This is a genomic window from Wenzhouxiangella limi (assembly GCF_010499265.1).
Classification (GTDB): domain Bacteria; phylum Pseudomonadota; class Gammaproteobacteria; order Xanthomonadales; family Wenzhouxiangellaceae; genus Wenzhouxiangella; species Wenzhouxiangella limi.
In genome coordinates, this window is record NZ_JAAGSC010000041.1 from 414,753 (window position 1) to 427,817 (window position 13,065).

The window sequence follows — 13,065 nt, forward strand, 5'->3', positions numbered from 1 at the left end:
CTATAATCCGCCCATTACACTCGCCGCCCAAGATCGAGTCCATGCCCAGAGTTACCGAAATCAAGCGCGGCCAGGTGGTCGAGCACGACGGCACGGTTTACGCCGTGCGCCAGATCGACCGCTCCGCACCCACCGCCCGCGGCGGTGGCACCCTGTACCGCTTCAAGCTCGAGTCCATTCCCGGCGGCGACAAGCGCGAGATGACCTTCAAGGGCGACGACGTCCTCAAGGAGGCCGACCTGGTCCGGCGCCTGAGCGAATATTCCTATCGCGACGCCGACGGCTTGGTGTTCATGGACGGCGAGGATTTCAGCCAGTACGTGCTTTCGGCCGACGATGTTGGCGAGGCCGCCAGCTACCTGCTCGAAGGTCAGGACGGGATCTACGTACTCATCATCGACGATCAGCCGGTCGCCATCCAGCTGCCGCAGTCGGTGGTGCTGGAAGTCAGCGACACCGCGCCGGTGATGAAAGGCGCGACCGCCTCGCGCTCGGCCAAGCCGGCCACGCTGGAGACCGGGGTCGATGTGATGGTGCCCGACTACATCACGCCGGGCGAGGAGATCAAGGTCAACACCGAGACCGGTGAATTCATGAGCCGCGCCTGATGGCCGGACCCGGCCCGATCGATCCGCGCCTGCAGGCCCTGCGCGACGAGCTCGACCAGGTCGATGCCGGGCTGATCGACCTGGCCGGCCGCCGACAGCGCATCGTCGCCGAGATCGGCCGGATCAAGCAGGGCGCCGGCCGCCAGCTGCGCGATTTTCGGCGCGAGCGCGAAGTGCTGGACCGGGTGCGCGGCCGGGCCGAAAGCGCCGGACTGGATCCTGACGTGGCCGAGGATCTGCTCAAACGCCTGATCGACGCTTCGCTGACCCGCCAGGAACAGGATCGGGTGCGCGCCGCCGGGCGCGGCGAAGGCCGCCAGGCGCTGGTCATCGGCGGCGCCGGCCTGCTGGGCCAATGGCTGGTCGGGTTTCTCGACTCACAGGGCTACGCGGTGTCGGTGGCCGACCCGGCGGCCGATCCCACGCTGCCGGGAACGTACCCGGACTGGCGCCAGGCGCCGCTGGATGCCGAGCTGGTGGTGGTGTCGACGCCGCCGAAGGCCAGCGCTGCGATCATCGAGGAGCTGGCCGAGCGCCGGGTGCCGGGGCTGGTCTTTGATGTCGGCTCGATCAAGTCGCCGCTGATCCCGGCGCTGCGCGCAGCCGCCGGGGCCGGCCTGAACATCTGCTCGATCCATCCCATGTTCGGCCCCGACACCCAGCTGCTGTCGGGGCGCCACGTGCTGCTGATGGACGTCGGCTGCCGGGCGGCGGTCGAGTCCGCCGGGGCCCTGTTCGTCGACACCATGGCCGAAGTGGTCGAAGTGGCGCTGGACCAGCACGACCGGCTGATGGCGCTGGTGCTGGGCCTGTCGCACGCGCTCAACATCGCTTTTTTCACCGCCCTGGTCCGCTCCGGCATCCAGGCCGACCAGCTGGCCGGCATTTCCTCGACGACCTTCAAGCGCCAGCTCGAGATCGCCCGCGACGTGGCGGCCGAAAACCCGGATCTGTACCATGAAATCCAGCGCCTGAACGAGCACGGCGGCCTGGCCCGGCGCGCCCTGGTCGAGGCCGTGGAGCTGCTGTCGGCGGCCAGCGATGCCGATGATCCGGCCGCCTTCACCGACCTGATGCTCGAAGGGCGAAGCTATCTTGAAGGCTTGGGCCGCTAAGAGCGGTTATTCAGGCGAAATGCTCGTCCAGGTAGCGGTGGATTTCGGCTTCGACGCGCGATTCCAGCGCGCTGAGCAGGAACCCGAGCCGGGCCTTGACGTGGACGACGTCCTCGGTCACTGCGATTTCACCGTGCACGCCGAAGCGCTCGAAATGAATGGTGTCGCCATCCCAGCCGTAGTCGATGGCGAACTTGTCGGCCAGGTCGCGGGCCAGGTCATCGGCGATGCCCTGGGCTTCTTTCAGGTCCTTGCTGTGCGGTTTGCGGATGTCGATGGCCATGGATTTGCTATAACGAGGTTTTCGGCGGCAACAGGACGCTGGCCAGGATCATGCCGGTGGTCAGCGCAACCGCAATCATACCCGCCATCATGGCGGTCTCGATGCCCGAAACCACATCATCGGCCAGCAGCGTGGTCAGGCTGCGCAGGCCGATACTGCCCGGTACGAGCAAAATCAGTCCCGGCAGGTGCATGATCGAGCCGGGCCGCCCGGTCAACGTCACGAACAGGTTGCCGGCCAGGCCGACCGACAGCGCACCGATGAAGGCGCCGACCACGGGGGCTTCGATCAGCAGCCCGATGCGCGAGCCGGCGTGGGCAATCGCGCAGGCCAGCAGAATCCAGATCCAGTTGCGCAGCTGGGCCTGGTTGAGCAACATCAGCCCCAGCGCGGCCAGGATCACGCCGGCCACAGGCAGCCAGGATGGCGCAAGCGCGGTCCCCGTCAGGTCGAGCGGGCCGATCAGCCACTGACCGGCCAGTCCGCCCATGACCAGCCCCATGGCCAGCAGGGCAAAGACCATCAGCGCATAGGCCAGGCGCGAAGAACCGGAGACCAGGTGGCCGGTGGCCAGCTCGCGCGAGGCGGTGGTCAGGTCCATCCCCGGCAGCAGCGCGATGATGCTGGCAATCACCGCCGGCAGCAAGGCCGTGGCCGGGTCGATGTGGCACCAGGCCATGCCGAGGAAGGTGGTGATCGAGGCCGCCAGCGGCGCGATCAGGCGCGATCGCTCCACGTGGTTGCGCAGCCACAGCACGATCAGCCCGGTCAGCGTGCCCAGGGCCAGGGCCAGCAGCATCTCGCGCCAGCCGCCGCCGATGATCGGCGCGATGCCGGTCGAGAGCAGCGAGAAGCCGAGCAGCTGCAGCCAGTAACCGTACAGCGGGGGCGCCTGGTCGATGATGCGCACGCGCTCATCGGCCTGCTCGGGGCTCAGCGCTCCGGAAGCCAGCTGCTCCATGACCTCGGTCAAATCGGCGAGCTTGGCCAGGTTGGTGCTGCCCGGCGCCGAGCGGGCCAGGAAGGTGCGCTGCTTTTCGCCGTCGCCCAGCGAGACGATCAGCGCCGTCGGGGTGGAGAAAAATTCTGCCTGCAGGCCCAGCCGCGTTGCCATGATCTGCATGGCATCCTCCAGCCGGTGGGCCGGCGAACCGACGTGCAGCAGCGCCCGACCCAGGTTGAGCACCAGGGCCGCGTAGCGGTTGGACTCGTAGGGCTGGACGTTTTCGGTCGCGTCGGCATGGTCGGTCATGGATTGAAGTGTACTTTCTTGATCAACCGTGCGACATGCCGGCCAAGCATGTCGCCCTGTGCTAGCCTTCTGAAACCATGAGTGCCGTCGCTGATCATCTGTCCAGCCTGATTGCGTTTCCCACCGTGTCGCGGGATTCGAATCTGGCATTGATCGACTGGATCGAGGCTCGCCTGGCCGGGCTCGGGGCGCGCTGCCGCCGGACCTGTAGCGACGACCGGCGCAAGGCCAACCTGTGGGCTTCGTTCGGCCCGCAAGCGCGGGGCGGGGTGGTGCTTTCAGGGCATACCGACGTCGTCCCGGTCGACGGTCAGGACTGGGCCACGGACCCGTTTGATCTGGTCGAGCGCGACGGCCGCCTGTACGGCCGAGGGACCGCCGACATGAAAGGCTTTTCGGCCGCCATCCTGGCGGTGCTGGAGCAGGCCGATCTGGCAACGCTGCGCCAGCCGCTGCACGTGGCGCTGTCGTATGACGAAGAAGTCGGCTGCCTGGGCGTGGACCGCATGATCGATGATGCAGTGGCTGCAGGCGCGCGGCCGGACTATGCGGTCATCGGTGAGCCGACCACCATGCGCGTGATTCGCGCGCACAAGTCGATCAACGTGTTTCGCACCCGCATCACCGGCAAGGCCGCCCACTCCAGCCAGCCGCACCGCGGCGCCGGGGCGATCTTCGCTGCCGGTCGGCTGATTGAGCAGCTCTATCGGATCGGCGAGGAAAAGCGCGCTGCAGCCGGAGACAACGGCTTCGACCCGCCCTGGACCACGGTGCAGGTCGGGGTGATCCGCGGCGGCAACGCGGTCAACATCCTGCCGGCCGACTGCCAGTTTCTGTGGGAATACCGTGCGCTGCCCGACGAGGACGCCGACGAGATCATCGAGCGGGTGCAAGGCTTCGCCCGCGACAAGGTGCTGCCGAGCTTGCGCGAATTCGCGCCCGATGCCGACATCGCCATCGACACCCTGGCCCGGGTGCCGCCGCTGGTTCCGGACCCGGACCAGCGCGGCGAGAAGTGGATCGCGGATCTGCCCGGCGTGCGCGCCGGCGGCAGCGGCGAGGTCGCTTTTGCCACCGAGGCCGGCAGCTTTCAGCGCGCCGGTATAGCCAGCGTTGTCTGCGGCCCGGGCTCGATCGACCAGGCCCATCAGCCCGACGAGTTCATCGAGCTGTCCGAGCTCGAGCGCTGCCAGGATATGCTTTCCGGCATTGTCGAGCGCCTGTCGCGGTCTGCTGCATGAAACTCGATTTTTACCAGGTCGACGCGTTCACCGAGCGCGTGTTCGAGGGCAACCCGGCCGCGGTGGTGGTGCTGGAAGCCTGGCCGGAAGATGACCTTCTGCAGGCCATCGCGATGGAAAATAACCTCTCCGAGACCGCCTTTTTCGCGCCCGAGGGCGACGATTTTCGGCTGCGCTGGTTCACCCCCCGGGCCGAGGTCGACCTGTGCGGTCATGCCACCCTGGCCACCGCGCACGTGCTGTACGAGCACCTGGATCATGCCGGCGAGGGTGTGCGCTTTCTGACCCGCAGCGGAGCGCTGAGCGTGCGTCGCGAGGCCTCGGGCTACCGCATGGATTTTCCGGCCGCGGCTTCGGCATTGGTGGCCGTGCCGGGCGACCTGATCGACGGCCTCGGCGGGCGCAAGCCGGCGGCCGTGCTGGCCGGGCCCGATCACCTGGCCGTGTTCGAACGCGAAGCCGACGTTGCCGAGCTCCGGCCCGACTTCGCCGCGCTGGCGCGCATCGACGGCCGCGGGGTGATCGCAACCGCACCCGGCGAGAACTGCGACTTCGTCAGTCGCTGCTTTTTCCCCAGGCTGGGCGTGCCCGAGGATCCGGTCACCGGTTCGGCCCACTGCCAGATGGCACCGTACTGGGCCGAGCGCACCGGGCGGACGAGCTTGAGCGCGCGCCAGCTCTCGGCGCGCGGCGGCCGGGTCGACTGCCGGGTGCGCGGCGACCGGGTCGAACTGCTGGGCCAGGCGGTGACCTGCCTGGTCGGCGCGTTTCACCTGTAAGGCATGACGGCAAAGCGAAGCTTCGAGCCATGAGCAACCACGACCAGGACCGACCCCAGATCCGGCCGCTGTGGCCGACCCTGTTCCTGAACCATCGGCTGCCCGGCCATGAGCGCGCCAACCCGGTGCTCATGGAGATGATCACCGGCCTGGATTCGGCCAATCCCGAGCTGACCACCGACTACCTGGAAGGCAATCTGTTCGCAAAGCGCCATCCCATGCTCGAATGGCTGGAAGCCTGCATCCGGCGCTGCGTGACCGACTATGCCCAGGCCACAGGCATCGATTACGAGCTGGACTTTCATGTCCAGGGCTGGGCCAACGTCAACCGCTTCGGCGACTACCACAACCTGCACAACCACCCGTACTCGTGGCTGTCGGGCACCTACTACGTGCAAGTCCCCGAGTCACGCCGCGAGATGCCGGGCCGCAGCGATCTGGACCCCGGCGCGATCAGCTTTTTCGACCCCCGGGCCCAGGCCAACATGAACGCCATCCGCGGCGACGCCCAGGTCAACCCGGAACATCGCGTACACCCGCACGCCGGCGACATCCTGCTGTGGCCGGCCTTCGTCCATCACCTGGTCCATCCCAACCTGTCCGACGAACTGCGGGTCTCGATTTCGTTCAATATCGTGCTGCGCTGGCGCGATGAATACATGCCGTGAGGAACCAAAGTGCCAGCACTGAATCGTCCCTTGCCGCGGTGATGGGCGCGCAGTGGCGACAGATCAGCGTGGTCGGCGTGCTGGTTGGCACGCTGTTTTTCGCCTTCTCATTGACCCCCTCGCTATTACCCAGGCCGTTCGCCGTGCAGGGGCTGCTGGCCGGTTTATCGTTTGCCGCAGGCTACGGGCTCGGCGTCGCCGCCGTCTGGATCTGGCGCTACCTTGAACTGCCGCTGGCCAATCGGCGCTGGACCCGCCGAATCCAGGTCGGCGCGGGCCTTTTGTGCCTGGCCGTCGCGGTCAGCTTTTTGTGGCAGGCCACGACCTGGCAGAACGCGTTGCGAGAGCTGATGGGGATGGAGGATTCGCACGCCGGACAGCGCCTGCTCATGGCCCTGATCGCGGTTGCGGTGTTCGCCTTCGTGCTGTTCGTGGCGCGGCTCTTTCGCTGGGTCTTTCGGCGGCTCGCGCGCCGGCTCAACCGGCACGTGCCTCGGCGCGTTTCTTACCTGGTCAGCGCGCTTTTGGCGGTGTTCGTGTTCTGGTCGGTGATCGACGGCGTGCTGGTCAGCTCGGTGCTGCGGGTGGCCGATCGATCGTTTCAGCAGCTCGACGCGCTGATCGACGACGATCTGCCGCGCCCCGACGCGCCCGAGCAGGTCGGCAGCGCGCCGTCGCTGCTCGACTGGGAGGAACTTGGCCGCCAGGGACGCAGCTTCATCAGTACCGGGCCGACGGACGAGGCGCTCGGCGACTTCTTCGAGGCGCCGATGCCGCGACCGCTACGGGTCTACGTGGGCCTGAACTCGGCCGACTCGCCCGAAGAGCGGGCCCGTCTGGCTCTGGCCGAACTCAAGCGCGTTGGCGGATTCGAGCGCGAAACCCTGCTGCTGGTCACGCCCACCGGCACCGGCTGGGTCGATCCGGCCGCGCAGGACACGGTGGAGTATCTGCACCGGGGCGACATCGCCTCGGTGGCGGTCCAGTACTCTTATCTCAACAGCCCGCTGGCGCTGCTGACCGAGGCCGCCTACGGCGCCGAGACCGCCAGAGCCGTGTTCAACAAGATCTACGGCCACTGGCGCAGCCTGCCGGCCGACGATCGACCGCGCCTGTTCCTTTGGGGTCTGAGCCTGGGCTCGCTGAACTCGGATCTTTCTTTCGATCTGTTCGACATCGTCGATGACCCGTTCAGCGGAGCCTTGTGGAGCGGTCCCCCGTTTCGCCATCGCACCTGGCAGCGGACCACCGCCCAGCGCGATGCCGGTTCTCCGGCCTGGCTACCGACCTTCCGTTCCGGTTCCGTGGTTCGCTTCATGAACCAGTACGCCGGCCCGGATCGGCACGCGGCGGACTGGGGCGACTTCCGTATGGTTTTTCTGCAGCACGGCAGCGATCCGATCGTGTTTTTCAGTCCCGGCTCGGCCTGGCGCGAGCCGGCCTGGATGCGCTCACCGCGCGCACCCGACGTCTCGCCGCACCTGCGCTGGTTTCCTATCGTCACCATGCTGCAGCTGACCGCCGACATGATCGTCGGCACTGCACCGCCCGGTTTCGGCCACGAATACGCCCCCGATGACTACATCGATGCCTGGCTGGCGCTGACCGAACCGGCCGGCTGGCCTGAGGCCCAGGTCGAGCGCCTCAAGCGCCTGTTTGCTGCCGGAGATTGAGATGCCGACTCATCCCCACTTTGCCCCCGCCGTGCAAACCCTGCGCAGCTCGGTTTATGCCGGAGCCCGGCCGGCTGCCGGGCTGACCCCGATCCCGCTGCACATCGGCGATACCTGGATGGAACCGCCGGCCGGCTGCCGGATGGAGGATTTTCGCGTCGCCGATCATCCCGGCATGCATCGCTACACCGCCGTGGCCGGGCTGCCGGCGCTGCGCGCGCGAATCGCCGAGCTTGAGTCGGCCCGAACCGGCCTCGAGACGGCACCCGAGCAGGTCCTGATCACGGCCGGTGCCACGGCCGGCCTGGCTGCGGCTGTCGGTGCCCTTGTCGCGCCCGGCGAACAAGTGTTGCTGGGCGCGCCGCACTGGCCGCTGATCGCAGGCGCCGTGCGGGCGTTCAATGCCGAGCCGGTTTCGGTTCCCTTGATGACCGCAGTCGACAGCGCCGAGGAGGCCGTCGCCTGCTTCGAACGTCTGCGCAGCAAGCGCACCGCGGCGGTGTACTGGAACACGCCGCACAACCCGACCGGGCGAGTGATGCCGCGCGAGTGGCTGGCTGCCCTGAGCGACTGGGCCAAAAGCCGTGACCTGTGGATCCTGTCCGACGAGGTCTACGAGGATTACGTTTATGCCGGAGAGCACGTGCCGACCCGGCCCCTGGCACCCGAGCTCACCATTGCCGCGCATTCGTTTTCCAAGGCTTACGGGATGACCGGCAACCGCTGCGGCTACCTGGTCGGCCCGGGCAGAGTGATCGAGGCGATCGAGCGCATCATCACCAACCTGCATTACTCGGCCTGCACCGCCTCGCAGCTGGCCGCGCTCAAGGCCCTGGACGGGCCGGGACAGGATTGGGCGACGCGGGCCTGTATCCGCTATAGCGATCTCGGGCGCCAAGCCTCCGAAGCACTGGGTCTATCAGCGCCCGAGGGCAGCACCTTCCTGTTCCCCGAGGTGTCCTCAGCTCTGGACGAGCGCGGTCTGCCCGGATTACTCACCGATCTGACCGAGCAGGGCGTGCTGGTCGCGCCGGGCCCGACCTTCGGGCCTTACCCCAATCACGTGCGCCTGTGCTTCACGGCCGCCGAGCCTGAGCAGGTGCGCCGCGGTGTAGAGATTCTGGCCAAGCGGCTGGGCGTTTGAGGAAACTGGGAACACCCCCGCTAGCGCACCAGTTCGATACGCGCGACCTCGATATCGGCCTCGAAGGCCTCGCCGTAGGCGACCACGGCCAGCGAGCGCAGCGCGCTGAGGTCCAGCGGCTGGCGGATGGAGCGGGCCTCGAAGGCGCTAAACGGGATGACCTGATCCTGCCACTGGTCGCTGACGTCGATCGGGGCGCGGTAGTACTGCCACGGTCGCCGGGTGTCGCCGGTGCGCAGGTGCAGGTAGTATGGACCGGGCGCGCCGCGCGCGCGGATCGCCACCCCGGCAAAGTCATCGGCAGCGAAATCCCCGTCGGCGCTCAGCGGCACCCGGGCCTGGATGAAGCCGCCGTTGTTGTCCAGCCGCACCTGGCCACGCAGGCGCAGCGCTGATCCCTCGGGTCCGTCGACGTAGCCGACCTGCATGTCCGAGCGCCCGCCCATGACCCGGTCGGTAAACCCGCGCCATTCGGTGCCCAGGGCCGAGCGCCCGTTGCGCTGGCTAAAGTCGTCGATCAAAAGGCTTTGCTCGGACATGGCAACTCCCTGGGCCAGAAAAGCAAGCAGGCCGACCAGTACGGTCACTTGTGCAGATCGGATGTTCAACGCAAGCCGCTCGCCGAATCCATCAGCTCTGCGGCAACGTGAATCGATAGTCATGCCGCTCCAGCGGCGCGAGCGTGCCGACCTCGTAGGTCTCGACCTGGACCTGGCCGTCCTGGTGGACCGAAACGACCCGGAACATCGGTACGTGGCGGGTTTCGTCGGGGATCTTGGTGCGCTCCAGGGCGGGGACGTGCAGATAGTGCACCTCGTCGATGCGCTTGGAGTGATCGACCCGGTCCATGTCCATGTGCAAATCCCCGGAGATGACGGCGGCCACGTTGGGCTGGGCAACCACTGCGGCGAAACCGGGGTGGGTCACGCCCTTGTCGGCGTTTTCCGGGTAGACCCCGGTCTGGGCGGCGTGGACCACCAGAAACACCGGCTGCGGCGCCAGCCGCTGGATTTCGGCGACCATCCAGGCGATCCCGTCGTCGTTGAAGTCGCGCTCGAAATCGGGCGAGGCCATGACCAGCCCGACCGGCTCGGTCTCGAGCACGTAGCGCGCCGCCTCGATCTCGGCCCGGCCGTCGTTCCAGCGGTTGGCGAACTCCACAAACAGCTCGACCGAGCCGTGGTGTTCCTCGTTGCCCATGATGGGGTAAAAAGGCAGGTTGAGCTCCTGCAGCACCGGGGTGACGTTTTCGTACTGGATCATGGTGGCCTTGTGGGCGATGTCACCCACGCCGATGACGAAATCAAGCTGGCCGCGCGTGGCCAGCACGTTGATGTCGGCCACCGCCGCCTCCACGCCCGGAAACGCCGCCTCGGGCTTGGGTTCGGCGTCGCCGAGCACGGCAAAGCGCAGCACCACCGGGTTGTCGTCGGGCGCCTGGGCCAGGATCGGGCTTGCCAGCAGCGCGCACAAGAGCGTGGCGGCGATGATTCGAACGAGCTGGGGCAAGGTCGGCATGGCTTTGACTCCGGTCGCAAAGGCCTCGATTGTATCGTCGGTTTACTGCGCTACCATGAAAGCACCGTTGATTGACCAAAATCGAGCCTGCCGGATGAAACGCGACCAGATTGACTTTCCCGCCCGTCACGAGGCCCTGCGCGAGGACGTCAGCCTGCTCGGCGGCCTGATCGGGGACCTGTTGCGCGAGCAGTGCGGCCCGTCGCTGTTCCAGCGCGTTGAAGAGGCGCGTTCGGCGGCCATTGACCGGCGCAGCGGCGAGGCGACCGGCGATTTTCTCCAGTCGCTGTGTCGCTTCGACGGCAGCGCCGAGGCCAGCGACTTCGTGCGCGGCTTTGCCGCCTGGTTCCGCATGGTCAACCTGGCCGAGCAGGTTCACCGCATCCGGCGTCGGCGCGCCTACCAGAAAAGCGCGACCGGACCGCAGCCCGACAGCCTGCTCGACGTGTTTACCCGCCTCAAGGCGGCCGGCCGCAGCTGGGACGAGATCCGGGACCTGCTCGATGAACTCCTGATCGAACCCGTCTTCACCGCCCATCCGACCGAGGCCACGCGTCGCTCCATCCTGGAAAAAGAGCAGAGCATGGCGCGCTATCTGGTCCAGCGCATGGACCCGACCCTGCCCCCGGGAGAGGTCGAGCGGCTGATCGATCGAGTGCGCATGGAGCAGACCATCGCCTGGCTGACCGCCGAGCAGTCGCATACCCGCCCGACCGTGGCCGACGAAGCCGAGCACGCCCATTTCTACCTGGCCAACACGCTCTACCGGATCGCGCCGCTGATCCACGAAACCATCGCCGAAGCCGCCAGCAGCGTGTTCGATATCGACTGCTGGCCCGGCGACATGCCGACCGTGCTGCGCTTTGGCTCCTGGGTCGGCGGTGACATGGACGGCAACCCCAACGTCGGACCCGATACCGTGCTCGATACCCTGGCCGAGCAGCGCCGCCAGGTCATCGCCAACTACCGGCGCGAGGTCGGCCGGCTCAATCGCCTGCTCAGCCACACCGAGGGCAGGGCCGGGGTCAGCGACGGGGTCAAGAACCGCATCGCCGAGTATCGGCGGCTGCTGCCGGAGGTCGACAAACTGGTGCCGGCGCGTCACGCCGACATGCCGTACCGCGTTCTGCTGTGCTTTATCGACGCCCGACTGCGCGGCACCCTCGACGAGCACCGGGCCGGCTACGAGCGCGCCGAGGAGTTGCTGGACGATCTCGACCGGATCATCGAAAGCCTCAAGCACCACGGCGGCCGCCGGGCCGGTCTGTTCCCGGTCCAGCGCCTGCGCCGGCGCGCCGACATCTTCCGCTTTCACCTGGCCGCATTGGATCTGCGCATCGACTCCGGCGATCTGCACGAGGCCGTCGCGCGCCAGCTCGACGACCCCGACTGGCCCGAGCGCCCGGCCGAAGAACGCACCCGGGTGCTGCTGGAGCGCCTGCAGCAGGGCCATGCGGCAAAGCCCGACGATCATCCGGTCTTTCGCCTGCTGGAGTCGGCCGCCACCGCCCACTACCGCTTCGGCAACCGCTCGGTCGGCACGCTGATCGTGAGCATGAGCCGCAACGCCGACGACGTCTTGGCCGCCTGGCTGATGGCGCGCGCGGTCGGCATCGAGGACGGCCGGCTCGACCTGGTGCCGCTGTTCGAGACCGTCGGCGATCTGCAGGCCGCCGAACGGGTCATGGCCGGCCTGCTCGAACTTGACGGCTGGCGCGATCTGCTGGCCCTGCGCGCCAACCGCCAGATGATCATGCTGGGTTATTCCGACAGCAACAAGGACGGCGGCATGGTTGCCTCGCGCTGGTCGCTGCAGGATGCCCAGCTGCGCTTGACTCGGATTTTCGACGAGGCTGGAATCCGCGTGGTCTTCTTCCACGGCCGCGGCGGCACCATCGGCCGCGGGGGCGGCAAGACCCACAGCGCGGTTCTGGCCGCCCCGCCCGGATCGGTGGCCGGGCGCCTGCGCATGACCGAGCAGGGCGAGGTCATCCACCGCAAGTACGCCCTGCGCGCGATCGCCACACGCAACCTGGAGCAGGCGACCGGGGCTGTCATCCAGGCCACGCTGGGCCTGGATTGCCAGCCCGAGCGCGGCGCCGACCGACAGATCATGTCGCGTCTGGCCGAACTGGCCCGCGGCGCCTATCGTGAGCTGGTCTACGGCAGCCAAGACTTCTCCGACTACTTTCGCAGCGCCACCCCGATCGATGTCATCGAGCGCATGCGCATCGGCTCGCGCCCGGCCTCGCGCCAGAAAAAGACCGGGATCGAGGGCTTGCGCGCCATCCCCTGGGTGTTTGCCTGGGGTCAGAGCCGGCACAGCCTGCCGGGCTGGTACGGCCTGGGCAGCGGTCTTGAGCGCGTCATCGATGAAGTCGGCCTGGGCACCCTGCGCGAGCTCAACCAGCGCTGGCTGTTTTTTGCCAACCTGCTGCAGGATGCCGAAATGGCCATGGCCAAGTCCGACATGGATATCTCCAGACACTACGCCGGTCTGGCCGGCGAGCTGGGCGAGCGCTTCTTCCCGGCCATCGAGGCGGAGTTTGACCGCACCGAGGCCATGATCTGCGCCATCCGCGAACAGGACAGCCTGCTCGAGCGCGATCCGACGCTCAAGCGCTCCATCCTGCTGCGCAACCCCTATATCGACCCGATGAGCTTCGCCCAGGTCGATCTGCTGGTGCGCTGGCGCGCCGGCAACCGCGAAGATCGGACCCTCGAGCAGGCCCTGATCACCAGCGTCCACGGCATCGCCCAGGGGCTGCAGAACACCGGTTGATG

At 67.5% G+C, this 13,065-nt stretch carries 12 protein-coding genes; 8 read left to right on the plus strand and 4 right to left on the minus strand.

All coding sequences use genetic code 11. The features are described 5' to 3' along the window. Positions 1–41: 41 nt before the first annotated feature. Together efpL and G3I74_RS10570 are read left to right on the plus strand one after the other, a co-directional pair. A complete protein-coding gene (gene efpL, locus G3I74_RS10565; protein ID WP_164211544.1) occupies positions 42–608 on the plus strand; it encodes an elongation factor P-like protein EfpL in 567 nt (188 codons plus the stop codon). Beyond that, positions 608–1,723, plus strand: a complete 1,116-nt coding sequence (locus G3I74_RS10570; protein WP_164211545.1) for a prephenate dehydrogenase/arogenate dehydrogenase family protein — start codon at positions 608–610, stop codon at positions 1,721–1,723. The genes efpL and G3I74_RS10570 overlap by 1 nt, the downstream gene beginning before the upstream one ends. A 10-nt stretch (positions 1,724–1,733) precedes the next feature. Here G3I74_RS10570 and G3I74_RS10575 read toward each other — a convergent pair whose 3' ends face one another. Both G3I74_RS10575 and G3I74_RS10580 read right to left on the minus strand, forming a co-directional pair. Further along, positions 1,734–2,006, minus strand: a complete 273-nt coding sequence (locus tag G3I74_RS10575; protein WP_164211546.1) for a polyhydroxyalkanoic acid system family protein — start codon at positions 2,004–2,006, stop codon at positions 1,734–1,736. A 7-nt stretch (positions 2,007–2,013) separates the two neighbouring features. Then, entirely contained in the window at positions 2,014–3,258 is a 1,245-nt protein-coding gene (locus tag G3I74_RS10580) for a threonine/serine exporter family protein (protein WP_164211547.1), read from the minus strand. 77 nt (positions 3,259–3,335) lie between these two features. Between G3I74_RS10580 and argE the strand changes: the two genes are divergently transcribed. From argE to G3I74_RS10605, 5 genes are read left to right on the plus strand one after another with little or no spacing between them, the layout of a single operon-like run. Continuing rightward, complete coding sequence (gene argE, locus G3I74_RS10585) at positions 3,336–4,499, plus strand: acetylornithine deacetylase (RefSeq protein WP_164211548.1); 1,164 nt, start codon at positions 3,336–3,338, stop codon at positions 4,497–4,499. Then, the gene (locus G3I74_RS10590; protein ID WP_164211549.1) at positions 4,496–5,278 is read left to right on the plus strand and encodes a PhzF family phenazine biosynthesis protein; all 783 of its coding nucleotides are present in this window, start codon (positions 4,496–4,498) and stop codon (positions 5,276–5,278) included. Before argE ends, G3I74_RS10590 begins: the two co-directional genes overlap by 4 nt. 29 nt (positions 5,279–5,307) lie before the next feature. Next, positions 5,308–5,946 carry a TIGR02466 family protein gene (locus G3I74_RS10595; RefSeq protein ID WP_164211550.1) on the plus strand — a complete coding sequence of 213 codons (639 nt, stop codon included), beginning with the start codon at positions 5,308–5,310 and terminating at the stop codon, positions 5,944–5,946. After that, the gene (locus tag G3I74_RS10600; protein ID WP_338063096.1) at positions 5,943–7,619 is read left to right on the plus strand and encodes an alpha/beta hydrolase; all 1,677 of its coding nucleotides are present in this window, start codon (positions 5,943–5,945) and stop codon (positions 7,617–7,619) included. Before G3I74_RS10595 ends, G3I74_RS10600 begins: the two co-directional genes overlap by 4 nt. A gap of 1 nt (position 7,620) precedes the next feature. Beyond that, complete coding sequence (locus tag G3I74_RS10605) at positions 7,621–8,763, plus strand: pyridoxal phosphate-dependent aminotransferase (protein ID WP_164211551.1); 1,143 nt, start codon at positions 7,621–7,623, stop codon at positions 8,761–8,763. Between the two features lie 20 nt (positions 8,764–8,783). Here the strand turns inward: G3I74_RS10605 and G3I74_RS10610 are convergent, their stop codons facing one another. Next, complete coding sequence (locus G3I74_RS10610) at positions 8,784–9,350, minus strand: CIA30 family protein (RefSeq protein WP_203594671.1); 567 nt, start codon at positions 9,348–9,350, stop codon at positions 8,784–8,786. Between the two features lie 43 nt (positions 9,351–9,393). Continuing rightward, the gene (locus G3I74_RS10615) at positions 9,394–10,281 is read right to left on the minus strand and encodes a metallophosphoesterase family protein (RefSeq protein WP_164211553.1); all 888 of its coding nucleotides are present in this window, start codon (positions 10,279–10,281) and stop codon (positions 9,394–9,396) included. 94 nt (positions 10,282–10,375) lie between these two features. Between G3I74_RS10615 and ppc the strand changes: the two genes are divergently transcribed. Beyond that, positions 10,376–13,063: a phosphoenolpyruvate carboxylase gene (gene ppc / locus G3I74_RS10620; RefSeq protein WP_164211554.1), complete on the plus strand. Its 2,688-nt coding sequence runs from the start codon at positions 10,376–10,378 to the stop codon at positions 13,061–13,063. The last annotated feature ends 2 nt before the right edge of the window (positions 13,064–13,065 follow it).

Coding starts and splice junctions, on each gene's coding strand:
- ppc (WP_164211554.1), top strand. CDS start 10,376: ATGAAACGCGACCAGATTGACTTTCCCGCCCGTCACGAGGCCCTGCGC.
- G3I74_RS10570 (WP_164211545.1), top strand. CDS start 608: ATGGCCGGACCCGGCCCGATCGATCCGCGCCTGCAGGCCCTGCGCGAC.
- G3I74_RS10590 (WP_164211549.1), top strand. CDS start 4,496: ATGAAACTCGATTTTTACCAGGTCGACGCGTTCACCGAGCGCGTGTTC.
- argE (WP_164211548.1), top strand. CDS start 3,336: ATGAGTGCCGTCGCTGATCATCTGTCCAGCCTGATTGCGTTTCCCACC.
- G3I74_RS10580 (WP_164211547.1), bottom strand. CDS start 3,258: ATGACCGACCATGCCGACGCGACCGAAAACGTCCAGCCCTACGAGTCC.
- G3I74_RS10575 (WP_164211546.1), bottom strand. CDS start 2,006: ATGGCCATCGACATCCGCAAACCGCACAGCAAGGACCTGAAAGAAGCC.
- G3I74_RS10595 (WP_164211550.1), top strand. CDS start 5,308: ATGAGCAACCACGACCAGGACCGACCCCAGATCCGGCCGCTGTGGCCG.
- G3I74_RS10605 (WP_164211551.1), top strand. CDS start 7,621: ATGCCGACTCATCCCCACTTTGCCCCCGCCGTGCAAACCCTGCGCAGC.
- efpL (WP_164211544.1), top strand. CDS start 42: ATGCCCAGAGTTACCGAAATCAAGCGCGGCCAGGTGGTCGAGCACGAC.
- G3I74_RS10615 (WP_164211553.1), bottom strand. CDS start 10,281: ATGCCGACCTTGCCCCAGCTCGTTCGAATCATCGCCGCCACGCTCTTG.